The sequence below is a fragment of the Streptomyces sp. NPDC045695 genome, assembly GCF_056432025.1.
Genome location: NZ_JBWKJU010000013.1, coordinates 120,795 through 144,528, shown reverse-complemented (window position 1 = coordinate 144,528; position 23,734 = coordinate 120,795). Strand labels below are relative to the sequence as shown.

The 23,734-nt window shown below is 72.9% G+C and carries 24 protein-coding genes and 1 tRNA gene; 11 read left to right on the top strand and 14 right to left on the bottom strand.

Annotated elements, in window-relative coordinates:
* Window positions 1–42: 42 nt before the first annotated feature.
* Window positions 43–1,011, bottom strand: coding sequence for a TAXI family TRAP transporter solute-binding subunit (locus AC07DU_RS22685; protein WP_479113168.1), 969 nt, complete (start codon window positions 1,009–1,011; stop codon window positions 43–45).
* 228 nt (window positions 1,012–1,239) lie between these two features.
* Here AC07DU_RS22685 and AC07DU_RS22680 point away from each other — a divergent pair, with 228 nt between their 5' ends.
* Together AC07DU_RS22680 and AC07DU_RS22675 are read left to right on the top strand one after the other, a co-directional pair.
* Entirely contained in the window at window positions 1,240–1,980 is a 741-nt protein-coding gene (locus tag AC07DU_RS22680) for a cyclodityrosine synthase (protein ID WP_453375101.1), read from the top strand.
* On the top strand, window positions 1,970–3,154 hold the full coding sequence (locus tag AC07DU_RS22675; RefSeq protein ID WP_479113166.1) for a cytochrome P450: 1,185 nt from the start codon (window positions 1,970–1,972) through the stop codon (window positions 3,152–3,154). Before AC07DU_RS22680 ends, AC07DU_RS22675 begins: the two co-directional genes overlap by 11 nt.
* Window positions 3,155–3,234: 80 nt before the next feature.
* Here the strand turns inward: AC07DU_RS22675 and AC07DU_RS22670 are convergent, their stop codons facing one another.
* Window positions 3,235–4,062, bottom strand: coding sequence for an alpha/beta fold hydrolase (locus tag AC07DU_RS22670; protein WP_479113164.1), 828 nt, complete (start codon window positions 4,060–4,062; stop codon window positions 3,235–3,237).
* A gap of 77 nt (window positions 4,063–4,139) precedes the next feature.
* On the opposite strand from AC07DU_RS22670, the gene AC07DU_RS22665 reads away from it, so the two are divergent.
* Complete coding sequence (locus AC07DU_RS22665) at window positions 4,140–4,745, top strand: sigma-70 family RNA polymerase sigma factor (RefSeq protein WP_479113162.1); 606 nt, start codon at window positions 4,140–4,142, stop codon at window positions 4,743–4,745.
* 129 nt (window positions 4,746–4,874) lie between these two features.
* A complete protein-coding gene (locus AC07DU_RS22660; RefSeq protein WP_479113160.1) occupies window positions 4,875–5,405 on the top strand; it encodes a hypothetical protein in 531 nt (176 codons plus the stop codon).
* 60 nt (window positions 5,406–5,465) lie between these two features.
* On the opposite strand, the gene AC07DU_RS22655 is transcribed toward AC07DU_RS22660, so the two are convergent.
* The 3 genes from AC07DU_RS22655 to AC07DU_RS22645 all read right to left on the bottom strand — a co-directional run bounded on the left by AC07DU_RS22655 (window position 5,466) and on the right by AC07DU_RS22645 (window position 8,110).
* Window positions 5,466–6,365 (bottom strand): aminoglycoside phosphotransferase family protein, encoded by a 900-nt coding sequence (locus tag AC07DU_RS22655; RefSeq protein ID WP_479113218.1) that lies wholly within the window; start codon window positions 6,363–6,365, stop codon window positions 5,466–5,468.
* A gap of 79 nt (window positions 6,366–6,444) precedes the next feature.
* Window positions 6,445–6,843 carry a nuclear transport factor 2 family protein gene (locus tag AC07DU_RS22650; protein WP_360904318.1) on the bottom strand — a complete coding sequence of 133 codons (399 nt, stop codon included), beginning with the start codon at window positions 6,841–6,843 and terminating at the stop codon, window positions 6,445–6,447.
* A 76-nt stretch (window positions 6,844–6,919) separates the two neighbouring features.
* Window positions 6,920–8,110 carry a low temperature requirement protein A gene (locus AC07DU_RS22645; protein ID WP_479113158.1) on the bottom strand — a complete coding sequence of 397 codons (1,191 nt, stop codon included), beginning with the start codon at window positions 8,108–8,110 and terminating at the stop codon, window positions 6,920–6,922.
* Window positions 8,111–8,440: 330 nt separating this feature from the next.
* On the opposite strand from AC07DU_RS22645, the gene AC07DU_RS22640 reads away from it, so the two are divergent.
* The gene (locus AC07DU_RS22640) at window positions 8,441–8,779 is read left to right on the top strand and encodes a putative quinol monooxygenase (protein WP_453373586.1); all 339 of its coding nucleotides are present in this window, start codon (window positions 8,441–8,443) and stop codon (window positions 8,777–8,779) included.
* 22 nt (window positions 8,780–8,801) lie between these two features.
* Here the strand turns inward: AC07DU_RS22640 and AC07DU_RS22635 are convergent, their stop codons facing one another.
* A complete protein-coding gene (locus AC07DU_RS22635) occupies window positions 8,802–9,326 on the bottom strand; it encodes a GNAT family N-acetyltransferase (protein ID WP_453373587.1) in 525 nt (174 codons plus the stop codon).
* 70 nt (window positions 9,327–9,396) lie between these two features.
* On the bottom strand, window positions 9,397–11,541 hold the full coding sequence (locus tag AC07DU_RS22630) for a SpoIIE family protein phosphatase (RefSeq protein ID WP_479033940.1): 2,145 nt from the start codon (window positions 11,539–11,541) through the stop codon (window positions 9,397–9,399).
* A 211-nt stretch (window positions 11,542–11,752) separates the two neighbouring features.
* On the opposite strand from AC07DU_RS22630, the gene AC07DU_RS22625 reads away from it, so the two are divergent.
* Window positions 11,753–12,373, top strand: coding sequence for an L-threonylcarbamoyladenylate synthase (locus AC07DU_RS22625; protein ID WP_360904305.1), 621 nt, complete (start codon window positions 11,753–11,755; stop codon window positions 12,371–12,373).
* A gap of 48 nt (window positions 12,374–12,421) precedes the next feature.
* On the opposite strand, the gene AC07DU_RS22620 is transcribed toward AC07DU_RS22625, so the two are convergent.
* The 3 genes from AC07DU_RS22620 to AC07DU_RS22610 are packed head-to-tail and all read right to left on the bottom strand — an operon-like array spanning window position 12,422 to window position 17,565.
* Complete coding sequence (locus tag AC07DU_RS22620) at window positions 12,422–14,557, bottom strand: bifunctional serine/threonine-protein kinase/ABC transporter substrate-binding protein (RefSeq protein ID WP_479113156.1); 2,136 nt, start codon at window positions 14,555–14,557, stop codon at window positions 12,422–12,424.
* Window positions 14,558–14,563: 6 nt separating this feature from the next.
* Entirely contained in the window at window positions 14,564–16,720 is a 2,157-nt protein-coding gene (locus AC07DU_RS22615) for a bifunctional serine/threonine-protein kinase/ABC transporter substrate-binding protein (RefSeq protein WP_479113154.1), read from the bottom strand.
* Window positions 16,720–17,565 (bottom strand): hypothetical protein, encoded by an 846-nt coding sequence (locus tag AC07DU_RS22610; RefSeq protein ID WP_479113152.1) that lies wholly within the window; start codon window positions 17,563–17,565, stop codon window positions 16,720–16,722. The genes AC07DU_RS22615 and AC07DU_RS22610 overlap by 1 nt, the downstream gene beginning before the upstream one ends.
* Before the next feature lie 276 nt (window positions 17,566–17,841).
* Here AC07DU_RS22610 and AC07DU_RS22605 point away from each other — a divergent pair, with 276 nt between their 5' ends.
* Together AC07DU_RS22605 and AC07DU_RS22600 are read left to right on the top strand one after the other, a co-directional pair.
* On the top strand, window positions 17,842–18,504 hold the full coding sequence (locus tag AC07DU_RS22605; protein ID WP_479034243.1) for a LamG domain-containing protein: 663 nt from the start codon (window positions 17,842–17,844) through the stop codon (window positions 18,502–18,504).
* Window positions 18,505–18,993: 489 nt separating this feature from the next.
* Entirely contained in the window at window positions 18,994–20,076 is a 1,083-nt protein-coding gene (locus AC07DU_RS22600; RefSeq protein WP_453287428.1) for a mechanosensitive ion channel family protein, read from the top strand.
* A gap of 77 nt (window positions 20,077–20,153) precedes the next feature.
* Here AC07DU_RS22600 and AC07DU_RS22595 read toward each other — a convergent pair whose 3' ends face one another.
* The 3 genes from AC07DU_RS22595 to AC07DU_RS22585 all read right to left on the bottom strand — a co-directional run bounded on the left by AC07DU_RS22595 (window position 20,154) and on the right by AC07DU_RS22585 (window position 22,184).
* The gene (locus tag AC07DU_RS22595; protein WP_360905404.1) at window positions 20,154–20,861 is read right to left on the bottom strand and encodes a ribonuclease H family protein; all 708 of its coding nucleotides are present in this window, start codon (window positions 20,859–20,861) and stop codon (window positions 20,154–20,156) included.
* A gap of 63 nt (window positions 20,862–20,924) precedes the next feature.
* A complete protein-coding gene (locus AC07DU_RS22590) occupies window positions 20,925–21,731 on the bottom strand; it encodes an aquaporin (RefSeq protein WP_479113150.1) in 807 nt (268 codons plus the stop codon).
* Between the two features lie 138 nt (window positions 21,732–21,869).
* Window positions 21,870–22,184, bottom strand: a complete 315-nt coding sequence (locus AC07DU_RS22585; RefSeq protein ID WP_468806491.1) for an ArsR/SmtB family transcription factor — start codon at window positions 22,182–22,184, stop codon at window positions 21,870–21,872.
* A gap of 73 nt (window positions 22,185–22,257) precedes the next feature.
* On the opposite strand from AC07DU_RS22585, the gene AC07DU_RS22580 reads away from it, so the two are divergent.
* Complete coding sequence (locus AC07DU_RS22580; protein WP_479033920.1) at window positions 22,258–22,677, top strand: arsenate reductase ArsC; 420 nt, start codon at window positions 22,258–22,260, stop codon at window positions 22,675–22,677.
* 127 nt (window positions 22,678–22,804) lie between these two features.
* Here the strand turns inward: AC07DU_RS22580 and AC07DU_RS22575 are convergent, their stop codons facing one another.
* Window positions 22,805–23,008 carry a cold-shock protein gene (locus tag AC07DU_RS22575; protein WP_030384970.1) on the bottom strand — a complete coding sequence of 68 codons (204 nt, stop codon included), beginning with the start codon at window positions 23,006–23,008 and terminating at the stop codon, window positions 22,805–22,807.
* Window positions 23,009–23,295: 287 nt separating this feature from the next.
* On the opposite strand from AC07DU_RS22575, the gene AC07DU_RS22570 reads away from it, so the two are divergent.
* Together AC07DU_RS22570 and AC07DU_RS22565 are read left to right on the top strand one after the other, a co-directional pair.
* Window positions 23,296–23,369 (top strand) — tRNA-Met (locus AC07DU_RS22570).
* Window positions 23,370–23,481: 112 nt separating this feature from the next.
* The gene (locus AC07DU_RS22565; RefSeq protein ID WP_360905189.1) at window positions 23,482–23,715 is read left to right on the top strand and encodes an antitoxin MazE7; all 234 of its coding nucleotides are present in this window, start codon (window positions 23,482–23,484) and stop codon (window positions 23,713–23,715) included.
* Window positions 23,716–23,734 lie beyond the last annotated feature (19 nt).

Below are 23,734 nucleotides of genomic sequence, written 5' to 3'. Positions count from 1 at the left end.
GATTGCGAGAACCTGCCGTTCAGCCGGTACGGAGCCTTCCGTTCAGCCGTACACCGACCGGTAGTGGGCGACCGCGCCCGGGTGGAGCGGTACCGTGCCGGTCGAGATGGCGAACCGAGGCTCCAGCCGCGCCCCGGCGGTCACTTCCCCCAGCAGGTCCCGCCACCGCGCGAACACCACCCGCAGCAGTTCGCGTACGGCGCTCCCCGGTACGTCCTCCCGTGCCAGGAGGTAGTTGCCGACCCCGAGGGTTCCCACCGGCTCCGCCAGCCCGTACACCCCCGCCGGAAGTGTGACCGCCGTGTACACCGGGGCGTAGCGCTCGCGCAGCGGTCCCACGTAGTCGTCCAACGGCAGGAACCGCAGGGGCAGTTCGCGTGCCAGCTCCGACAGTGCCGGCGTGGGCACGCCCCCGGACCAGAACAGCGCGTCGACCGTGCCCTCGCGCAGGGCCCTCACCGAGGGGGCCAGACCCAACCACCGCTCGTGCGCCGGCGCGGCTCCGCCCCTGAGCCCGGCCGCCTCCAGGACACGCTGCGCCACCACCTGCACGCCTGACCCGGCCGCGCCCGCCGCGACCGGACGTCCGGCGAGGTCCCGCACCGACCGCACGGGCCCGCCCGCCGGGACGACGAGGTGCGTGTAGTTCACGTAGACCCGGGCCAGCGCCGTCACGGCGGCCGGACGGGAGAACGACTCGCGCCCCAGCACCGCGTCCTCGGCCGCGTCCGCCATGGCCAGCGCCAGCTCCACCGACCCCTCGTCCAGCTTGCGCAGGTTGTTCACGCTGGCCGCGGTGCTCACCGGCACGATCTCCAGCCCGCGGCCGCTCGCGGAGGCCGCCTGCGCCAGTGCTTTCCCGAACGCGTAGTACGGACCGCCCTGCGGCCCCGTGGCGAGCCGCAGCCGCCGCACCGGGCCGGGGCTCCCGGCGCATCCGGCCAGGGCCGCCGCGCAGGCTCCGAGCCCGGCGCCCATCACATCCCGGCGGCTCACCCCTGCGCTGGTCACGACGCAAGACTAGCCGGGCCCGCGCGGGCCGTGACCTGGAAGACGCCTTTCGTTCACCTGGGCGCCATCTCCTCGTCACCGGGACGGCCGCTCCCCTGACGGTCCGAAAGATGCCCCCGGCAACTGTCCTGTCCGAGGGGTGAGTTACTGCCGGGAACTAATGGAACGTCGCGCACCGGTCATGTAGCTTTCCGTCACGTCGCCGCCACACCCGGGGCACAGGGCCCCATGGGACTTGCGGCGCAAAGGACCCGACACCTGTTGACGACAGCAACCGAAGTCTTCACAGTCCGGCCGTACACCCCGCATTGCGAAGTGATTCACACCGAGGGTGACCATGCGGTCATCGGCATCTCGCCGGGGAACAGCTACTTCTCCGCCCAGCGCGTCATCGACCTCGCCCAATGGGGCATGCGCAACTTCGCGCAGGTCGACCTGATCTACACCGACCTGCACGTGGCAGAGATGTACGAGGCCCTCGGATACGGCGAGGACGAGGCGCGACGCAAAGCGGTGAAGAACCTGCGCGGCGTCCGCGCCAAGGTCAACAACGCCGCCGCCGAGGCCGACCCCACCGGCGTCCGCCTCCGCGCCCGCCCGATGTCGGCCCTCACCGACATCCCCGCCTACCGGGCGCTGCACAGCCACCTGCTCAACCTGATCGACACCGACCCGGAGTTCCGCACCACCTGCAACTCCCTGGTCGACGCGTTCCTCTCCTCAAAGGTCCTGGACGGGAAGACCGCCACCACACGACAGCGCGACGTCTGCCTCCAGTACGTCTGCGCCGAAGCACCGCTCTTCCTCGACACGCCGGCCATCCTCGGCGTGCCCTCGTCCCTCAACTGCTACCACCAGCTCCTGCCGATGGCGGAACTGCTCTACTCGCGCGGATCGGGTCTGCGCGCCTCGCGCAACCAGGGCCACGCGATCATCACCCCCGCCGAAGGAGACTTTGATGCCCACTGACACCCTGCTCGACTTCCCCTTCTCCGCACGCGGCGACCGGCTTCCCCCCGAGGTCGAAGAGCTCCGCACCGAGCCGGTCAAGCGGGTCCGCACGATCGCGGGCGACGAAGCCTGGCTCGTCTCCTCCTATGACCTGTGCAAGCAGGTCCTGGAAGACCCCAGGTTCAGCCTGAAGGACACATCGGCCCCCGGGGTGCCCCGCCAGTACGCGCTGACGATCCCGCCCGAGGTCGTCAACAACATGGGCAACATCACCGGCGCCGGACTGCGCAAGGCCGTCCTGAAGGCGATCAACCCCAAGACCGACGGCCTCACCGGCTGGATGCGCGACCACGCCGCCGCCCTCGTCGACGGCCTCCTGGCCCAGGGTGCGCCCGTCGACCTGCGCGGTCAGTTCACCAACCCCTACGCCGAGAACCTCCACTGCCGGATCCTCGGCGTACCGCAGGCCGACGCCCCGCGCCTTGCCGCGAGCCTCGACATCGCGTTCATGAACTCCGCCTGCCCCGTCACCGGCGCGAAGCTCAACTGGGACCGGGACATCGCGTACATGATCGAGCGCCTCGACGACCCGACCACGACCGGGCTCATCGCCGAACTCGCCGCCCTGCGCGAGGACCCCGACTACGCCCACCTGACGGACGAGATGCTCGCCACGGTCGGCGTCACACTGTTCGGCGCCGGCGTCATCTCCACCATGGGCTTCCTCACCATGGCGATCTTCTCGCTCCTGCAGAACCCCGACGTGTGGGAGCAGCTGCGCAAGGCGCCGGAGAAGATCCCCGCAGCCGTGGACGAGCTCCTGCGGGTCAACCTGTCCATCGCCGACGGGCTGCCCCGCCTCGCCCTTGAGGACCTCACCCTGGGCGATGTCGAGGTGAAGAAGGGCGAGCTCCTCCTGGTCCTGGTCGAGGGCGCCAACACCGACGCGGCCGTGTACCCGGACCCGCACGTCGTCGACATCGACCGGGAGAACGCCGGGACGCACCTGTCCTTCGGCGGCGGACAGCACTACTGCCCCGCCACCGCCCTCGGCAAGAGGCACGCGGAGATCGCCATCGAGGTGCTGCTGGAGAAGATGCCCCAGCTGCGGCTCGCCGTGCCGGTCGACCAGCTGGTCTGGCGCACCCGCTTCATGAAGCGCCTGCCCGAGCGCCTGCCCGTGCTCTGGTAGTCGCGCCGGCGCGGACCGCGACGGCCCCGGCCGGATGCCCCGGCCGGAGCCGTCGCCCCTCCCGCTCGGCCGGGGGCCCGTCACTCCAGGAAGGCCGCCACGGCCGCCGCGAACCGTTCGGCGTCGTCGACCCACGGGTAGTGGGCCGCCCCCGGCTGTACGACGAGCGTGGCAGCGGGGAAGAGCGCGGCGCACTCGGCCACCGTCTCGGGCGGGCTGTTCAGGTCGAACTCCCCTGCGAGCAGCAGTACGGGCGCCCCGCAGGCGGCGAGCGCCGCGCGCGTGGCCCGCGGATCGAAGGCGCCCTCGGCCCCGAAGAGGGCGACGGCCTCCATGTTGCGCGGCCGGCCGGCTGCCTGGTGCTGCCACGCCGCGGCGTCCCAACGGCCGTAGAAGAAGGGGTTGATGGCGTCCCAGTCGCTGCCCGCGCCCTCGGTGATGGCCTCCAGCGCGGCGAACGCCGCCGGGTACCAGGGCTCGCCGCTGCGCAGCCGGGCGAGCTTGCGCCGGGTCTCCCCGGAGATGTCCAGGCCCACCGCCCGCATCCCCGGGGTGATCAGGGCGAGCTTGCGGACGTTTCGCGGGTGGCGGGCGGCGTACTGCGTCGCGAGGTTCGCGCCCGCGCTGTGGCCGAGCAGGTCGGTCCGGGCCAGGCCGAGATGCGCGCGCAGCGCCTCGACGTCGTCGACGAGGCGGTCACAGCGGTAGGAGGAGGTGTCCTCGGGCACCGCGGAGCGGCCGGTCCCGCGCAGGTCCAGAGTGATCAGCCGACGGTGGGCGGACAGCCCGCCGAGGTCGCCGAGGTAGGCGGAGTCGGCAGGACCTCCCGGGATGCACAGGACCGGGCCGCCGTCCCCCTGGACGCGGTAGGCGAGACGGGTTCCGTCGGATGCGGTGAAAGTGGGCACGGGCACGGATCCTGCCAGCCATAACCGAGTTGTACAACCAGGTTATGAAGGGGGTCCCGCTGGTGTATAACCGAGTCATGGCAGGCGAAGAGCGCGCGCACCCCCGGCCCGGCACGCTGACCGAGCAGCAGGCCGAGCGGATGCTCGCCGACATGAACGAGGTCATCCGCGCGGGCGAGGAGATGCGCCGGCTGCGCTCCGAGATGATCAGGATGTTCGTCGGCTTCGGCTGGACCCAGGACAAGATCGCCCGGATCACCGACATGAGCCAGCCCGCCGTGTCGAAGCAGGTCACGAAGTACCGGAGCGAGGACCCGCTCCCCGCGCCGGTGCTCTCGCTCGACCAGCACGACGCCCCCTGGCTCGAAGGCCGCCTCTGGGCTCTCGCGGAGGAGGTCGCCGATGCCTTCGACGGTGCCCGCTGCGCCCGCTGCGTCCATGCCCTCGCCCGGGGGCGCAGGCGCTTCACGCCCCGGAACGTCGACGAGCTGCGGCGCCTGCTCGAAGAGGACCTGAGGATCCACCGGGCCGAGATGCCCGACCGGTACCGGGACGTCTACGACGAGATCAGCCGCGGCCTCGACGTCCCCTCGAAGGCGAGCGCCACGGCGGCGGCTCCCGCCTCCGTACGCCGAGCCCTCGCCCACCAGATCCAGCGCGATGTGCTCGGGGACGGCGGGTAGGCGGTCTCTTCCGGCCAGGCGCGCTCTCCCCCTTCCGGCGACGGATCGCCCCGTCCATCATCGGTGGCGACATCGCGCTGAAGGTGGTGTCACGCGCACCACCCCGATTCGACCAAGGGGAAGAGCCACATGCGAAGCCGTGTCCGCGCCACCCTCGCCACCAGCCTCGTCGGCGCCACCGCCGCTCTCGTCGCCCTGGTGGCGCCCGGGACCGCCAACGCCGCCCCGGTGAAGCTCAGTCACGCGACGGCCGTAAGCCAGCTGAGCGCGGCGGGCGGGATCAGCCTGTACTCGAGCGGCGGGTGCAGCAACCGGTACGTCAGTACGTGTACCTCCCTGGAGCAGGTCAACGCCGCCAGCATCAACGACACCATCACCCTGCGCCGGGCGAGCGGCTGCACCCTGACGATCACGGGCGGGACCGAGGTGGGACACGCCTCCGGCACCTACAGCCACTGGAACGGCTACAAGATCGACTTCAGCCCGACGACGTGTGTCAGCAGCTACGTCACGAGCAGTTTCACGCGGATCACCAACCGCAGTGACGGCGCCGCCCGTTACCGGTCCGCCGCGGGCAACGTCTACGCCCGGGAGAGCAGTCACTGGGACGTCACCTTCTGCGGGGGCAGCTCGGCCTGCACCGCGGCGGCCAGCTCCTGACCGCTGACGCGCCCACGACGGTGGGGGCGTCAGCGGCGCCCCCACCCCCGGCGCACGGCCTCAACGCTCTTCCAGCACCGCCCGGATCACGTGCCGGGCGTTGCGCGCCATCGCCTCGTTCGTGCCGCGGTAGTACGGCAGCGCGATCAGCGCCTGCGAGAGCGTCCTGACGCGGCCGCGCGCCCAGGTCGCGTCGTCGACGCCCAGCCGCTCGCGGAAGACCTCCCTGGCACCGGCGGGCAGCAGGTTCCACGCCGGGAACAGGTCACAGGCCGGATCGCCCAGCCCCGTGCAGCCGAAATCGATGACCGCGGTCAGCCGGCCGCCGTCCACCAGGAGGTTGCCCGGCATCAGATCGGCGTGCAGCCACACCGGCGGTCCCTCCCAGGCCGGGGCACGCAGCGCGTCCTCCCACGCGGCGGCCGCGGCGTCGCAGTCGACGCCCTCCTGCGGGATCCCGCGCAGCTCCGCGATCGCCGCCCGGGTGGCCCCGTCGAGGGAGGCGAGCGGCCCGCCGCGATGGGCCCGGGGCGCCCCCGGCAGGGTGACGCCGCGCATGGCCGTCACGAACCCGGCCAGATCCCCGGCCAGCAGCGCGGGTTCGCGCAAAGCGCCCGCCTGCGGGTTCTCCCCCGCCAGCCACCGGCAGACCGACCACGGCCACGGATACCCCTCACCCGGCTCCCCGGCGCCGAGCACCTCGGGGATCGCCGTGGGCAGCCGGGATGCCAGACGCGGCAGCCACTCCTGCTCCATCGCCACGTCCGGGGCGCCACCCTTGACGAGCGGCAGCCGGACGACCATGTCCCCGCCCAGCCGGTACATGCCGTTGACCGTGCCACCGGACGCGATCCGCGTCACCGGCAGCGCGGCCCACTGGGGGAACTGCCCGGCGATCAGACGGCGTACGAGGTCCTCGTCGACGGGGTGCGTGCCGCGATGCATCGGTCCGGTGCTCATGCCGGTGCTGTCGGTGCTCATCTCCTCGCTCATGCCCGTGCTCATGGGCGCCGAGCGGCGGGGCCGGGCCGCCGGTCGGTCACGGCCGGTCATGCCAGGCGAAGGCCGCGATCCGCCAGCCCTCCGGCGTGCGGACGAACTGGATGGTCTTGGTGCCCGCCCCCTCGAAGGGCTCCCCGTCCAGGATCCCGGACTTGCGGTATTCGCCGAACCGCGAGGCGACGTCGCCCGCGATCTCGGTCCGCTCGGAGGTCTCCCACTCGCAGAACTCGGCCAGCCGTCCACCGGCCAGCAACAGCTCGCGAGGCGCGATGAACTCGTCGACCGTGTAGACGGTGAACTCCGGGCCGGTCTTGACGATCACGCCGCCCGGGACCATCAGCCGGCGGATCCGGGCCACGTCGGCGCTCGCGCCGCCCCGGTTGTCGAAGGCGCCGAAGAACTCGGCGGTCAGCGCATCGATCTCGACCTTGGACATGGCGCGACGGTAACACCCGCGCGAACGCGGGGTCTTGGCGGCCCAACCGGTACGGGCCTGCGGTACGGGCCTGCGCTCACCCGGGGCGGCCCCCGGCTGCCTCCCCGCGCCGGCGCCGCGCGACCGCCGTGGCGTACAGCAGGTGGACGATGGCCTCGGCGGCGAGGATCAGGACCACCAGCCAGGGTGCGAGGTGGTCGGCGCCGAGCACGACGAGCAGCGGGACGGCGATGCCGGGCACGGCCCACAGCGCGACGCTGCCCACGGGCCGGCCGAAGCGCAGCGCGATGCCGGCGTGGGCCGCGTGGTAGAGGGCGAGCCCGCCGGCGAGCGCCCAGACGGCGCCCCGCGGGAGATGCGCGTGGCCGGCCTCCTCCACGGCGGTGGCCAGCCCGGCGGCCATGCAGATGACCGCGGCGGTGACGAAGAAGTGCAGGAAGCCGGCCACGTCGCGGGCCAGCAGATAGGCCCGGTTCCCCGCGGCGGAACCGAGCATCAGCTCCGCGGAGGTCGCCCCGAAGTCGAAGTACGACCACCACAGCGCGGCGAGCAGCACGAAGCCCAGCGCGGCCACCACCCCGGCGCGCGCCGTCCACGCGTGGTCGGTCGAGGTCACCAGCGCGATCACCGACTCGCCGAGCACGATGATGACGAACAGCCCGACCCGCTCGACCAGATGACCGGTGTGCAGCCGGCCGGGGATCCCGCGGCCCCGTGCGCTCAGCAGCAGCACCATCTCGGCGGCGAGCAGCGCGGCCCAGACCGGGTACCGCCAGGGTGTGGGCACGGCCGCCGATCCGGCCCAGAGCACGGCGGAGAACAGGCAGTAGCTGAGCGGCCGCCATCGCGGGATGCGAAGGGGATCCGGAAAGCGGGTGGCGGGCCACCACAGCCCGAGCAGCACGAGCCGGGTTCCCCCGTAGCCCAGTGCGTACGCCGCCGCGCGGGCGCCGTCGCTGTCGGCCTGCGGCACGGCGGCGGCCATGACGGCCAGGCAGAGCATGGCCGCCAGCATGAGCAGGCGGCGGCGCGGGCTGTCGGCCGGGAAGAGGTTCGCGGAAACCGTGAGGTTGATCCACATCCACCAGGGCGGGAAGTACAGGGCCAGGAAGACGGCGAAGTCACGCAGCCCGGGGTCGCCGTGCAGCGAGTGGGAGAGCTGCGAGGCGAACGCGACGAAGACGAGGTCGAAGAACAGTTCCAGCCAGCCGGCGTGCCGGCCCTCGTGCACAGCGCCGGGCACCGCCGGTGTGACCGGCGTACTCATCGGGCCGCGATGACGTCGCCGGAGCCGGTCCGGGCGCCGCCGGCCTGCTGGGATCCCTGCGACCAGTCGTTCACAGCCCCACTATCGGCCTCCCACCACCGCACCGGAGCGTTACGACACGACGCTGCGAGCCCGCACCCGAACCGGCTGGTGCGCGCGCGGGGCGGCGGGCGGCGCGGTACGGCTCCCGGCAGGGGCACGGCGTAACGTGATCGTCATGTCAGAAACGTATAAGGAAGCGGCGGGTCTGGCACTGGTGGGTGCCGTCCGGTGGGCCATACCTTGATCACATCGAACGGCGCGGCCGCGCCCCGACGAAGGAGAACCACCATGGTCAACGACCCGAGCCCCGATTCCGCCCGGCTCGGCCTGCACATTCGGCTCGAAGCCAAGCCGGAGCACGCCAAGGCCGTCGAGGAGCTGCTCACCGGAGCCCTCGCGCTGGCCCAGGAGGAGGAGTTCACCACCGCGTGGTTCGCCCTGCGGCTCGGACCGACGACCTTCGGCGTCTTCGACGTCTTCGGCAACGAGGAGGACCGCACCGCGCACCTCCGGGGCAAGATCGCGGCCGCCCTGCTGCAGCAGGCCCCGCACCTGCTGGCCGCGGCGCCCGAGATCCTCCCGGTGGACGTCCTGGCGGCCAAGCTGGCCTGGAGTCCGCGGCCGTAGGGCTCCCGTGGAACCGTCCGGGTCAGAGGTCGATCCAGTAGCGCCGTTTGGGACCGATCAGGGTCTCGCGGACGTCTTCCAGGACTCCGCCGTTGCGCTCGATCGTGCGGATCGACGGTTCGTTGCCGGGGTCGCAGGTCAGCAGGACCCGGTCCATGCCCAGCAGGCGCGCCTCGTGGAGGGCGGCCGCGAGGGCCCAGGTGGCGAGGCCGCGGCGGCGCGCGGAGGGCCGGACGCTGTAGCCGATGTGGCCGCCCGCGTCGAGGAGAAAGCCGTTCAGGTAGTGCCGCAGGTCGATGGCGCCGAGGTAGGTGTCGCCCTCGGCGATCCACCAGTACGTCGCGTGGACCCGGCCGTGTTCGACCGGCAGCCTGCGGTCCCCGTAGCCGTGCAGTCGCTCCACCCAGGCCGCGAAGCCCTCCGGACTGTCCACGTCGTCCTCGGAGCCGAGCCCCGCGCCGTCCATGGGGGCGTCGGCGCCCCATTCCTCCTGCGCGCCCAGCCAGGAGCCGTGCAGGCGGGACGTGGGTGCGATGAGCTCGGGCATACCTCGGACCCTAACAGTCCGATCATCGGACCCACCGGCTCGTCCCCGGGCGGGGCCCCCGCGCACCGGGTCATCCCCGAGGCGGACCGTCCTCGGCCGTCGCCTCCGGTAGGGCCGTCGCGCGGGCGATGACCAGCGCGACGTCGTCGTGGTCGTCGGGGCGGCGCAGGGAGTCCAGGAGCCGGTCGCAGGTCTCCTCCAGCGGGCGTGCGGTGTCGGCGAGCAGATCCAGCAGCAGGTCGAGCCGTTCGTCGATGGGCTGGTCCCGGGTTTCGACCAGGCCGTCGGTGTACAGGACCAGCTGGTCGCCGGGCTCCATGCGCACGGTGGTCGCCTCGAAGGGGATGCCGCCCACGCCCAGCGGGGCCCCGGTGGGCAGGTCGAGCAGCTCAGGGGTGTGGCCGGGGCGGATCAGGACGGGCGGCAGGTGTCCGGCCACGGCCACCCGGCACTGTGCGCGGTGCGGGTCGTGGACCACGTAGACGCACGTGGCGATGGTCTCCTCCAGGGCGGCGGTGGTGCGGTCCAGCTGCTGGAGGACCTGGGTCGGGTCGATCGCGAGTTCGGCGAGGGTGCGGGTCGCGGTGCGCAGTTGTCCCATGCTGGCGGCGGCGTTGATGCCGCTTCCCATGACGTCGCCGACGACGAGCACGGTGGTGTCGTCCGGCCCGGCGATGGCGTCGAACCAGTCGCCGCCGATCTCGCTGCTGGCCGCGGCGGGCCGGTAGCGGTAGGCGACTTCCAGGCCGGGCGTGGGCGGCGGGTGGTGCGGCAGGAGGTGGTGCTGGAGGGCGAGGGCGGTGTGGTGCGCGTTGCGGTACCAGCGGGCGTTGTCGATGCACACGGCGGCGCGGGCGGCCAGCTCGCCCGCCAGCACGATGTCGTCGTCGTTGAAGGGCAGCGGGTTGCGGGTGCGCTTGAGGTCGAGCGCGCCGAGCACCTCCCCGCGGGCGATGAGCGGCACGGCCAGGTACGAGCGCAGGCCGGCGCGGCTCAGGAGGTCGGCGGCGGTGCTGTCGCGGGCGATGCGGGAGATGTCCCGGGCCTGCACGTGGGCCACCATGACCGGATGGCCGGTCGTCACGGACTGGGTGACCAGCCGGTCCGCGGCGTACCGGGCGATGTCGCCCGGGGGGTCCGCGGCGCGGACGGCCTCGCTGGGGAACGCGGCCGCGACGGCCAGGGCGCGGAACACCGCGGGCTCGTGGGCGGACGACCTGAGGGTCGGGCGGCCTTCGAGGACGGAGTCGAGGATGTCCACGGCGGCGATGTCCGCCAGCTCGGGCACGACGACGTCGGCGAGCTCCCGGGCGGTCTGGTCCAGGTCGAGGGTGGTGCCGATGCGGACCGTGGCGTCCGCGATCAGGGCGAGGCGCCTGCGGCTGCGGGCGATCTCGATGGCCGCCTGGTGACTCTGGGTGACGTCGACCACGGAGGTGGCCAGTCCGAGCACCCGCCCGGTGGCGTCCTCCAGCCTGTAGTACGACACCGACCAGGCGTGTTCGGCGCGGTCCCCCCGCTGGGTGCGGCCGGCCGTGAACTGTTCGAGCAGCGGCGTACCGGTGGCCAGGACCTGGCGCATCGCCGACTCGGCGGCCTCGGCCTCGGCGTCGTCGAGGAAGGACAGGGCCTCGCGGACCCCGCGGCCGATGTGCTGGGAGGCCGGCAGCCCGTTGATCCGTTCCAGCGTCGGGTTGACCAGGACGTACCGCAGGTCCGTGTCCAGGACGGCGAGGCCGATCGGGGACTGGGCCACCAGGCGCGCGGACAGCGCCAGGTCCCGCTCCAGTTGCCGCAGCCTGGTGCGGTCGGTCGCGATGCCCAGCGCGTACAGCTGCCCGCGCTCGTCGAGCAGCCGCATGTTGCGGAATTCCACCAGGCGCGTCGAGCCGTCCTTGTGCCGGACCGGGAAGGCTCCCGCCCAGTCCCCCGCGCCTCCCATGACCCGGGCGAACAGCTCCGTGAGCAGGCCGACGTGCTCCTTGGAGGCCAGCAGCCCGGCGGCGGGCCGGCCCAGTGCCTCCCGTGCCGTCCAGCCGAACAGCTGCTCGGCCTGCGGGCTCCACAGCGCCACGCGCCCTTCGGCGTCGAGGACGACAGCGGCGACGTTCAGCACGTCGAGCAGCCCGCTCGGCGGCGAGACCTCGGCGTCGGCGGGCGGCCGGCTCAAGGCGGGCCAGGCCCCACCGGCCCCCACGCCGTCGATCGCACCCATCGAGGAGGCTCCCTTCCGTCGCCTTCACCGTCGCCGTCGCATCGCCGTCGCCACCGCGGTCGGCCCGGCGCCGCGCCGCCCGCACGGGCCCTGTGGGGGGTCCGAGACGGCCGGCTATCTCTCATGGTCCCTCCGAACCCGCCCGGGAGCGTCCGGAGCAGCTCCGGCCCGCTCCGGCCGGGGCGGGCGCCCGACCCCGTAGTCTCGGCGGATGGCGAAATACTTCGATGTGCACCCCGAGAATCCTCAGCGTCGCACCATCGGCAACGTGGCCGACATCATCCGCTCCGGCGCGCTCGTCGCGTACCCCACCGACTCCTGTTTCGCGCTGGGGTGCCAGCTGGGCAACCGGGACGGCCTCAGCCGGATCCGGTCGATCCGCAACCTCGACGACCGTCACCACTTCACCCTGGTGTGCCAGAACTTCGCCCAACTGGGTCAGTTCGTACACATCGACAACAAGGTGTTCCGGGCGATCAAGGCGGCGACGCCGGGAAGCTACACCTTCATCCTCCCCGCGACGTCGGAGGTGCCGCGCCAGCTGCTGCACCCCAAGAAGAAGACGGTCGGTGTCCGGATTCCCGACCACGTCGTCACTCAGGCCCTGCTCGCCGAGCTCGGTGAGCCGCTGCTCTCCACCACCCTGCTGCTGCCCGACGAGGAAGAGCCGATGACCCAGGGCTGGGAGATCAAGGAACGGCTGGAGCACGAGGTGGACGCCGTGCTGGACTCGGGTGACTGCGGCACCGAGCCGACCACGGTCATCGACTTCTCCGGCGGCGAGGCCGAGATCGTCCGCCGCGGGGCGGGCGACACCAGCCGCTTCGAGTAGCCGCTCGGAGCCGTCCCGGGCCGTTCCCCGGCCGCTGTCGGGCCGCTCTCACGTTCCCACGGGCACGTCCGGGTGGAGGCCCAGGTACCGGTACGCGCCGCTCTCGGCCCGGTAGAGGTGGCCGAGGCGGTTTCCGGTCAGGACGTGGGTGCCGGTGTCGAAGGCCAGCGGTTTGGCCAGGCCCTGATGGGCCGTACGGAAGACCCGGCGGGTCAGGGCCGCGCGGTCGCGACCCTCGTCCGCCAGGCCGGTCAGGGCCGCGGCCAGCAGGCCCACCGCGTCGTACGCCTCGGTGGCCCAGCGGGCGGGCGGCTCCCCGTATGCGGCCCGGTGCGCGGCGACGAACGCGGCGGCTTCCGGTACGGCCAGCGGGTCGGTGAACAGCGCGCTGAACACCCAGCCCTCGGCGGAGGGGCCGGCGTCCGCGAGGAAGGCCGGTTCCATCGCGTACTGGGTGGCGACGCGCGGCCCCTGGAACCCGGCTCCGGTCAGCTCGCGGGCCAGCCGGGCCGCGCGCTGCGGCGAGGTGCCCGCGTAGACGACGGCCTCGGCGCGGGCCCCGGTCAGCTCGCGTACGGCGCCGGCGAAGTCGGAGCTGCCCGCCGGCATCCGGTGGACGCTGAGGGTGCCCATGGAGGGCGGGGTCTGCTGGAGGGAGCGCACGAGCGGCCAGGTGGGTTCGCCGCCCTCCACGTCCTCGACCAGGGCGGTGCGGCGGACGGGCCGTACGCGGCTGAGGTAGTCGAGCACCGGGAGGGCGAGCTTCTCCCCCGACGGGCGGGTGGCGCACAGCGTCCGCCACTGCGACTGGGCGGTCTCGGTGCTGTCGACCGACACCAGCAGCAGGGCGAGGTCCGCCGCGGCGCAGGCGGCGGCCAGCGCGGGCACGGCGGCGTCCGTGGTGGGACCGGTGAGGGCGAGCACCGCGGGGTCGGCGAGCAGCTCCTTGGCCACCTGCGCGGCGCGCGCGGTGTCGCCGCCGTCGTCGGCGACGCGCAGGGCCAGCCGGAACGGGGCGTCCTTCCGGTGGTTGTGCTGGTCCACGGCCAGCTTCATGCCGCGCTCGTGCGCCTGGCCGGCCGCCTTGCCGGGCCCGGTCAGGTCGGCTTGCAGGGCCAGGGTGAGCGTGGCGGGATCGCGGGCCGGCGGCGGCGCGGCGCCGTCCTTCCCGCCGGTGGCGAACCGGGCGAGCGGTGCGCCGACGGCGACCAGGCCCGCGGCGGCGAGGAGCAGCCGTCTGCGCGTCGGACCCCGGCCGGCGGGCGGCCCGTCGATCCGGGTGGGCTCCGGGGCGGGCAGGTCCAGGGCCCTGGTGGAGCGTTCGGCGATGAGCCGGGGCAGCGGGGGCGGCAGCCAGTCCTCGGCGTCCGCGCCGGGCCCGTCGCCTCCCAGCAGGGCGCGCAGCCGCGCCGGTGTCGGCCGCGCGGCCGGGTCCTTGGCCAGGCAGGCCAGCACCACGTCGAGCAACTCGCCGGGGAGCCCGCCGAGTTCGGGTTCGTCGTGCACCGTACGGTAGACCACCGCGGCCGCGTGTCCGCCGCCGAAGGGGCCGTGTCCGGTCGCGGCGTAGGCGAGGACGCAGCCGAGGGAGAACACATCGCTCGCCGCGCCCGCCGGGGGCCCGCCCAGCCGGGCCTGCTCGGGGGCCATGTATCCCGGGGTCCCGAGGACGGCGTCGACGGACGTCAGCGTGGCCGCGCCCTCGGCGCGGGCGATCCCGAAGTCGATGAGCCGGGGCCCGTCCGGTGCGAGCAGGATGTTGCCCGGTTTCACATCGCGGTGGACCAGCCCGGCGCCGTGCACCTGCTCCAGTGCTTCGGCGAGCCGTGCCCCCAGCGTCCGTACGGAGCGGGCGGGCAGGGGACCGTAGCCTCCCACCGCCTCGGCCAGCGAGGGCCCGGGGACGAACGGGGTGGCCAGCCAGGGCTCGCGCGCCTCCGGGTCGGCGGCGACCACCGGGACCACCCAGCGTCCGGCGAGCTGCCCGGCGGCCTCCACCTCGCGTCGGAAGCGGATGCGGAAGTCGGGCTTCTCGGCGTGGTCGGCGCGGATGACCTTGACCGCCACCAGCGTGCCCGTGGCGGAGCGGGCGAGGTACACCGTGCCCATGCCGCCCGAACCGAGGCGGCCCAGCAGCCGGTTGCCGCCGATCGCGGCAGGATCGGCGCGGGTGAGGGGGCGCACGGGCGGCTATCCGGCCGGGGGCTCTGTGGCCGGGCCCGCGTAACGGATGCGGCCGCCCTCCACCCGGTGCAGGTAGAAGAAGTTGCCCTTGAGCTGCCGGAGCTCGTCGAAGGCGTACTCCTTGGTCAGGCCGCGGAAGGTGCCCTGGGCGAGCGCGGTCAGCAGGTCGGCCCGGGAGGGGCGGCCGCCGCCCTGCGCGCCGGTGACCAGCCGGTCGATGACCAGCCGGGTCGCGTCGAAGGACTCGGCGGTCCAGACCTCGGGGTCCGACCCGTACGTGGCCCGGTGCGCGCGGGCCACCTCCGCGACCTCGGGGGCCTCCGGGCCGGTGTACGGCGCGCAGAACTGCCAGCCGTCGGCGGCCGGGCCGGCGGCCTTGAGGAACTCCGGTCCGGCGAGGCCGTAGTCGGCCGCTCGCGGTCCCTTGAAGCCGGCGGCGGCCAGGAGTCCGGCGACCTCGGCCGCTCCGGCCGGACTGCCGGTGTAGAAGAGGCCGTCGACGCCGTGCGCGAGGATGTCGGTGACGACCGGGGCCAGGTCCTCGGTACCGCGCGGGACGACGCGGGCGTAGAAGGTGGCCTCGGGCGCGAAGTAGGCGAGGGTGCGGCCGGCCAGTTGGGCCGTCTGCCAGCTGTCCGTGTCGCCGTCGCGGTCGCTGAGGATGCCCAGCCGCCGCACGCCCTGTTTCCCGGCGAGTTGGAAGTTGACCGCGGCGGCCTGCGCCGAGGTGATCGGGCAGCTCTGGAAGAAGCTGCGCCGGTCGGTGACGCTGTAGGTGGTCGCCAGGGCGGAGACGCTGACCAGGGGGACGGAGGCCTCGCCGTACAGTTCGAGGCACGGGATGACGGAGTCGTTGCCGGTCGGGCCGATCACGGCGAACAGGTCCCGCTGGGAGATGAGTTGGGTGGCGGCGGCCGCCGAACGGTCGGCCCTGCCCGCGTCGTCGGCGGTGGCGACGGCCAGCGTGAAGGGCTTGTCCTTACGGGCGTTGAAGGCGTCGACGGCCAGACGCACCCCGCGTTCCTGCGCCTGCCCGATGGCCTGCTGGGGGCCGGACAGGTCGCCGTGCACGCCGATGACCCACTGGCGGGTGCCGGGTGCGGCCGCGGCCCTGGGCTTCCCGTCCCGGCGCAGCGCCAGCCAGGCGGCCAGGCCACCGCCGGCCGCGAGCACGGCGCCGCCGGAGGCGAGGGCGAGGAAGCGCCTGCGGGAGGGCGCGGCCGCACCGGGGGCGGGGGCGGCGTCCGGGTCGGCGGCGGTCTCGTCGATGCCCGGCAGGGCGAGCAGCGCGGCCGCGCGTTCGGCGATGGTGGCGACGACCGGGTCGGGCAGCCAGTCGGTTCCCTCGCCCGGGGTGTCCTCGGTCAGCGCGCTGTCCAGCTCGGCCGCGGTGGGGCGGATGTCGGGGTGCTTGGCGAGGCAGGTCCGCAGGAGCGCGGCGAGTTCGGGGTCGGCGAGGACCTCGGGGCCGAAGTCCGGCTCGTCGTGGACGGTGCGGTAGAGCACCGCCTCGACGGTGCCGCTGCCGTAGGGCAGGCGGCCGGTGGCGGCGTACGCGAGGAGGCAGCCCAGCGAGAACACGTCGCCGGCCGGTTCCGCGGGGCGGCCCTCGGCCTGCTCGGGCGGGAGGAAGCCGGGGGTGCCGAGCACCGCGTCGGCGGAGGTCAGGGCGGTGTGTTCGCCGCCGCGGGCGATCCCGAAGTCGATGAGCCGGGGGCGGTCCATGCCGAGCAGCACGTTCCCCGGTTTGACGTCCCGGTGGACGAGGCCCCGCTCGTGCATCACCCCGAGGGCCTTGGCCATCGCCTTGCCGAGGATCCGTACGGCGCGCAGCGGGAGCGGGCCGTGGGCCGCGACGGCCTCGGCGAGGGAGGGGCCGGCGACGAAGGCGGTGGCCAGCCACGGCTCGGGGGCGTCGGGGTCGGCGCCGGTGATCCGTACGGCCCAGGGACTGTCGACCTCCGCGGCGATCTCGGCCTCGCGGCGGAAGCGTGCGCGGAAGTCCGCCTCGTCGGCGTACTCCGCGCGGATCACCTTGACGGCGGCGAGCGCACCGTCGTCGGTGCGGCCGAGGTAGACCACGCCCATGCCGCCGGCGCCGAGGCGTCCCAGGAGCCGGTAGCCGGCGATCCGGGAGGGGTCCGAGGGGTGGAGCCGCTCCATCAGCCCGCCGCCTTTCCGAGCTCCTGCTTGGCCTGCAGCAGCATCCGGCTGGTGCCCTGGGCGACGAGCGCGTTCATGGCCTCCTCGGTGAAGCCGGCGGCGCCCTTCGCGGCGATGGCCACGGTGACCGGCCCGAACTGGGCCTGGGACCAGGTGTAGCGGTAGGGCCCACCGTCCTCGGCGCTGACGTACTCGCCGGTCTCGTTGAAGGCGTCCTCGGTCCAGCCGTTCAGCTGCTCCCCGAGGTAGAAGGAGCCGCCCCACAGGTTCTTCAGCTCCTCGCCCTCCCGCAGCTTCTGGCCCGGGCAGCGCAGGACCTCTTCCATGGCGCGGGCGGTCTCCCAGCCGGATTCCCGGCGGTCGTGGTGGATGGTGACCGTGGCATTGAGCCGCAGACGGCCGCGGCCGTCCTTGGCCGGGACGTGGAAGTACCGGGTGTTCGTGGCGAGTACGTCGTCCGGCAGGCCGGTGGTCTGCCAGACGCAGGCCTCGTCGAGGACGGGCCAGCGTCCGGGAGCGCTCTCGAACGGGGTGCTGCGCACCACCTCGGGGCCGAAGGCCTCCTGGCCGATGACGATGCGGCCGAGCAGCCTGCGGGCCTCGGCGACCGTCTTGGGCTGCTTGGACTCGTCCAGCGGGGGCACCAGGGGGGCGGCCGGGCTGCTTGCCGTGCCGGGGCTTGCCGTGCCGGGGCTTGCCGTGCCGGACGGCGACGGCGCGGCGGCCGGGGTGCGGCTGGGTCCCGCAGCCTTCGTCGCGTCCCCGCCCGAGCACCCCGCGAGCAGGAACAGGCTCGCCAGCACGCACCCGCGGGCGCGCAGCGCGAAGCCGCGTTTGTATGTCATTGATCCCCCCACGGCACGGATCGTACTCCGATGTGCGGCGATTAACTGCCCTTTGGAAAAGGGATGTTGTGGCCATCGCCCAGGTCGACACCGTGGGCGACGACCAGCAGTTCGAGTCCGAAGAATGCCGCTGAGCCGGTATGGCTGCCGCGTATGCGGGGCATGCTGCACGTGCGTCCGTTTTCTACTGGAAGGTGCGACTTGCTCACTCTGTTTCTCACGCGGCTCCGCCAACAGCTGGGACGCTTCACCAGCACCGCGGAGCGTGACCCCCACCTGACGCACACCGCCCAGGCCCCGGTCTTCACCGCGGACTTCACCTCAACCACCCAATGGGTCGCCGGCCGCTCCTGGGCCTATCCGGACGGCGGCCCCACCAACCCCGGCGACAACAAACTCGACTACCTGGTGGAGGACCCCTCCTTCAGCCGCACCGGTACCTTCCGGGCCGTCCGCCGCCCGGACGGCAAGTGGAACGCGGGCCTGCTGACCACGGAGGGCAGCGACGAGGGCTTCATGGTGCGGACCGGGGACGTGCTGGAGGCCCGGGTGCGGCTGCCCGCCGAGGTCGGGGCCTGGCCCGCGATCTGGACCTGGCGGGACGGCGGCAACGAGATCGACGTCTTCGAGTACCACCCCGACAATCCCCACCTGCTCGAACTCTCCAACCACGTCAAGGGCGGCTCGCGCTACCACGAGGACCCGGCCGTCGGCCCCGGCGGCTGGGTGGACCTGAAGGTCGAGTTCGGGGCGCGCTCGGTCGTCTGGTGGGTCAACGGCGCGCGGGTGTTCGCCGACCGGCGCGGGGTCGGCCGCCGCTGGCGGGCGTACCTCATCGTCAACCTCTCCGTGTGCGCCGGGCGCTACCACCCGGCGCCCGACGCGGACGTGTCGGAGATGTCGTACGAGGTGGCGTACCTGCGCGTCCACCGGCCGTAGGCCGGCCGGCTGCTGGGTGACCAGGGCTCCGTCCGCACCGGAGCCCGTGGTCAGCACGAGTCCGCTCTTCTTTTTGGTCACCGAGTGGGCTCCCGCGCCGAGTTCCGTGATCTTCCAGGCCGCGAGCTTCGGGGAACCCCAGGTCTGCTGGGCGAGGGCGCAGCGGGTAGATGATGCCAGCGGCTATCTGCTCCTCGGTCTCGGCCCTCGGAACGGCGCCGCATCACGCAGGAACGCGCAAGGTCCCGGCGGTGCGGGCCTCCACTCGGGCGCCTGAGCGTGTGGGCGGCCGGATCGCGCCCATGCCGGCCGGGTCCACGTCGGGCCGCCTTGCAGCACCCCTTCGTCCATGCGGCAGGATGGCAGCCCCGTTCGGTGCGCACGCACGTCCGAACGGGCCCCCGCACAGCACGATCTGACAGGTGACGACACAGTGACGACACAGCACATACGCCGCTCGGCGATGCCCTTCGCACCGGAGGGGGTCCGTTGAGCCGGGATCTCGTCCTGCACGACTGGGTGGTGGCCGCCATCGCGCTCGCGGCGGGTGTCGCGGCCGGGCTGCTGTTGCGCGCCGTCCTGCGCTGGCTGGGCAATCACGCCAGCAGGACGGCCTGGAGCGGGGACGACATCATCGTCGCCGCGCTGCGCACCGTCGCACCCTGGGCGGCCGTCATCGGCGGCGCCGCCGCGGCGGCGTCGGCGCTGCCGCTGACCACGCGGGTCACGGGCATCGTGAACCAGTCCCTGACCGCCCTGCTCGTCCTCGTCGCCACGGTCACGGCGGCCAGGATCATCGCCGGGCTCGTGCAGTCCCTGGCACAGGCCCGCACGGGAGTGGCCGGATCGGCCTCCATCTTCGTCAACATCACGCGTGTCGTCGTGCTGGCCATGGGCGCGCTCGTCGCGCTCGAAACCATGGGCGTGTCCATCGCTCCGCTGCTGACCGCTCTCGGCGTGGGCGGACTCGCGGTCGCCCTGGCCCTGCAGGACACCCTGGCCAACCTCTTCGCGGGCGTCCACATCCTCGCCTCGAAGACGGTGCAGCCCGGGGACTACATCAGGCTCAGCGGTGGCGAGGAGGGGTACGTCGTCGACATCAACTGGCGCAACACCGTGGTGCGCAACCTGTCGAACAACCTGGTGATCATCCCCAACGGCCGCCTCGCGCGGACGAACATGACCAACTTCACGCAGCCGGAACAGCGGCTGTCCCTCCTGGTCCAGGTGGGCGTCGGATACGACAGCGACCTGGAGCACGTCGAGCGGGTCACCCTGGACGTCGTCGACAGCGTGATGGCCGACATCTCCGGAGGGGTCGCCGACCACGAGGCCGCCGTCCGCTTCCACACCTTCGCCGACTCCCGGATCAACTTCACCGTGATCCTGGGCGTGGGCGAGTTCAGCGACCAGTACCGGATCAAGCACGAGTTCATCAAGCGCCTGCACCGGCGCTACCGGGCGGAGGGCATCTCCATCCCCGCTCCCACCCGCACGGTCTCCGTCCAGCCGTGGGGGTCGACGGTCCCGCACCAGCGCGACGCGACGGACTCGGTGCTGACCGAGCGCTGAGCGCCGACCGCCGAAGCCCACCGCACCGCTCAGGAGGTGCGGGTGTCCCATGAGGGTCGGCGGGCCCCTCACCGCTCCTACGCCGTGGCGCCGTCGGGGACGGCGGCGCCGCAGGCCTGGTGGCCCCAGCGGCTCCCGTTCTTGGTGATCATGTCGCCGACGGCGTACGGCTTCCCGCACGCGCAGCTGCCCGGGAACTTCGCCTTGATCGCCCGCGGTCCGCGGCCCGCCTCTGCCCCCGGGGACGTACGCGCCTTGGCGGGGGCGGCCTTGCGGCGCGAGGGCGCGGCCGGCTCCGGCACCGGCATGTCCGCGTGTCCGAGGGCCGTACCGGCGGCTTCCTGCGTACGGGCGGCGTCGCTGGCGGCCTGGTCGGCGATCGCGTTCAGGTGGTCCCCGTCCTCGCGGTGCGCCGGAACGTACAAGAAGGTCACGTCACGGTCGGCCAGCAGCCGGTCGATCCGCTCCACCAGTTCGCGGTTGGCGACCGGCTGGCCGGAGGAGGTCTTCCAGCCATTGCGCTTCCAGCCCGCGAGCCACTGCGTCACGGCCTTCATCGCGTACTGGGAGTCCATCCGGACCTCGACGGACGTCCCGGGGGCGAGGGCTTCGAGCAGTCGCTGGAGGGCGGTCAGCTCCCCGATGTTGTTGGTGGCCCGCCCGAGCGGGCCCGCCTCCCAACGCTCGGGACGTCCCTCGGAGTCGGCGATGACCCAGCCCCATCCGGCGGGCCCGGGATTACCCTTCGCCGCTCCGTCACAGGCGGCAATGATGCGATCAGACATCCCCCGATCATGCCTCATCCCGAGAGACCGGCGCGTCGCCCGTGACCGCCGCCAAGGCAGCGCTCAGGCCCCGGGCGCCTCGCCCTGCGTCCCTGCGCCGGTCTTCCCGCGCTGGAAGACGACCGCCACCAGCGCGAGGCCGAGGACGACACCGATCAGCTGCATGCCGACGAAGCCCGGCACGGAGGCCGGGGCGATGCCGGCGAAGGTGTCCGTGAACGCGCGGCCGAGGGTCACGGCCGGGTTCGCGAAGGAGGTGGAGGAGGTGAACCAGTACGCGGCGCCGATGTACGAGGCGACCGCCGCGGGCGCGAAACGCAGCCGGTCGGTGCGGGCCAGCCCGAAGATCAACAGGATCAGGCCGGCCGTGGCGACCACCTCGCCCAGCAGCAGGTTCCCGGCGGAACGGTCGTGGGTGGACCACCGCACGAGCGGTTCGCCGAACATGGCGTCCGCCAGGATCGCGCCCGCGATCGCGCCGACGACCTGCGAGGGCACGTAGACGGCCAGCTCCCGTGCGGTGACCCCGCCGCCGCCCCGGCGGGCGGTCCACCATTCGGCGAGGGTGACCGCCGGGTTGAAGTGCGCTCCCGAGACGGGTCCGAGGAGCACGATGAGCACGCCGAGGCCGAAGACGGTGGCGGTGGAGTTGGCCAGCAGCTGCAGCGCCACGTCCCGGGTGAGCTCGGTCGCCTGGATGCCGGAGCCGACCACGACCGCGACCAGGGCCGCGGTGCCGACCAGCTCGGCGGCGGCCCGGGCGATCAGGGGGGTGCGGGGCGGGGTGGCGCCGGGCGCGGGCCGGGGCGCGTCGGTGGCTATGACGGGATCCGGCGCGGGGGCGGCGGCGACAGGCTCGGTGGCGGTCACGACGGGTTCTCCTCGGGCGGGCAAGCCAGGTCGGGACGAGGCAAGGCAGACGGGTCGGCGGAGACCGGGCAGGGGGACGAACGGGCTGGGTCGTCTCTTTCGGATCTTGTCGGCCCGGCAAGATCCGAGAGAGACGGCCTACGGGCAGGACCGTTTGACGTTCGCTTCGGCGGTGGCACGCGCGGTCCGTGCCAGGCCGGCGAACTGACCGGCCAGGCCCTCGATGACGTCCGGACGGAGCCTGTAGTAGGTGAAGCGGCCGCACGGTTCGGTCTCCACGACCCCGGCCTCGCGCAGGACCCTCAGGTGGTTGGAGAGGTTGGTCTGCTTGGCGCCGGTCTCTTCCACGAGGTGCGTGGTGCACAGCGTCTCGCGGGAGAGCAGGGTCACGATCTGAAGCCTGAGGGGGTCCGCCAGGACTCGGATCAGTTCAGTGTCGACTGACGTCATCATGCGCTGATACTGTCACATCAGCCGGGCCTGACACGAGCCCGAGGCGCACCGATCCGACTCCGAGGAAGACCACATGCCCGCCGCTCCCGCCGCCTCCGTCCTGTTCGTCTGCGTCCACAACGCGGGCCGTTCCCAGATGGCGGCCGGTTTCCTGCGCCACCTCGCCGGAGACCGCGTGGAGGTCCGCTCGGCCGGCTCGGTTCCCGGGGACCGGGTCAACCCGTCCGCCGTCGCCGCGATGGCCGAGCTGGGGATCGACATCTCCGGTCAGCAGCCGAAGGTCCTCACCCCCGAGGCCGTCCAGGCGTCCGACTACGTGATCACCATGGGCTGCGGCGACGCCTGCCCGTACTTCCCGGGCAAGACGTATCTCGACTGGCAGCTGGAGGACCCGGCCGGCCAGGGCGTCGAGGCGGTCCGCCCCATCCGTGACGAGATCAAGGGCCTGATCGAGGGCCTGATCGCCGAGATCGACGCCAAGCGGCAGGTCTGACCGCCCGAAGTCTCCCCCCTCACGGCACCAGGGCCGTGCGGCAGTCGCCGCACGGCCCTGGTGGGGGTGTGTTCACGTCGGCCGTTCCGGCGCGCCAGCGCCGAACCGGTTCTCCGTCGCTCCGAGATCAGGCGGGGGTGATGTTCTCCGCCTGGGGGCCCTTCTGGCCCTGCGTGATGTCGAAGGTCACGGCCTGACCCTCCTGGAGCTCGCGGTAGCCGGAGGCGTTGATCGCCGAGTAGTGGGCGAAGACGTCCGGGCCGCCGCCGTCCTGGGCGATGAAGCCGAAGCCCTTTTCAGAGTTGAACCACTTCACGGTTCCCGTAGCCATGTTCATGCCTTCCCGTTGACGTACGTCTTCCACACGGCGTGGAAGACGGAGGTGATCGCCCTGGTCCTACGGCACAACACAGCAAAACTGCCCACACCGAAAGGCACGGGCAAGGCACTTGGAACCACGACAGCTACCCGTGAAGGTACACGCCTGCACGCACGGTCACCAGGGGGAATGATCTCGCGTTTCGGGGCGAAAACCGGCCTTGCCCGCACCTCCGGAGCCGGTCGTCCCGAAATGTGGCGAGTGGGGCGCCCGTGATGCCGTAGGGTGAGGTCTACCGACGCGGGGTGGAGCAGCTCGGTAGCTCGCTGGGCTCATAACCCAGAGGTCGCAGGTTCAAATCCTGTCCCCGCTACTGCTCGGAAGTGCCCGGATCCTGATGGATCCGGGCATTTCTGTCATGTGGCGACGTGCCCGGGGCGCGCGAACGCGCCCCCGAGGGGTCCTCGGGCGCGCATACTCGGAGCATGGCCGACACCACCCCAGTCGAGGTCGACACCGATGTGTACGACCGGCTCGCCGCGCTGGCCGCGGACCGCGGACTGAGCCTGCGCGCGTACCTGGCCGAGCTCACCGCCGCCCAGGAGGACGGGGCCGCGCTCGCCCGCGCCGCCCGCGCATTCGAGGGGGCCGTGGCGCGGCCCGGCTTCCGCGAGGGGTTCGCCCGCGACTTCGGCGGGCCGACGGCTCCCACCAGGTGATCAGCCGGGACTTTGACGA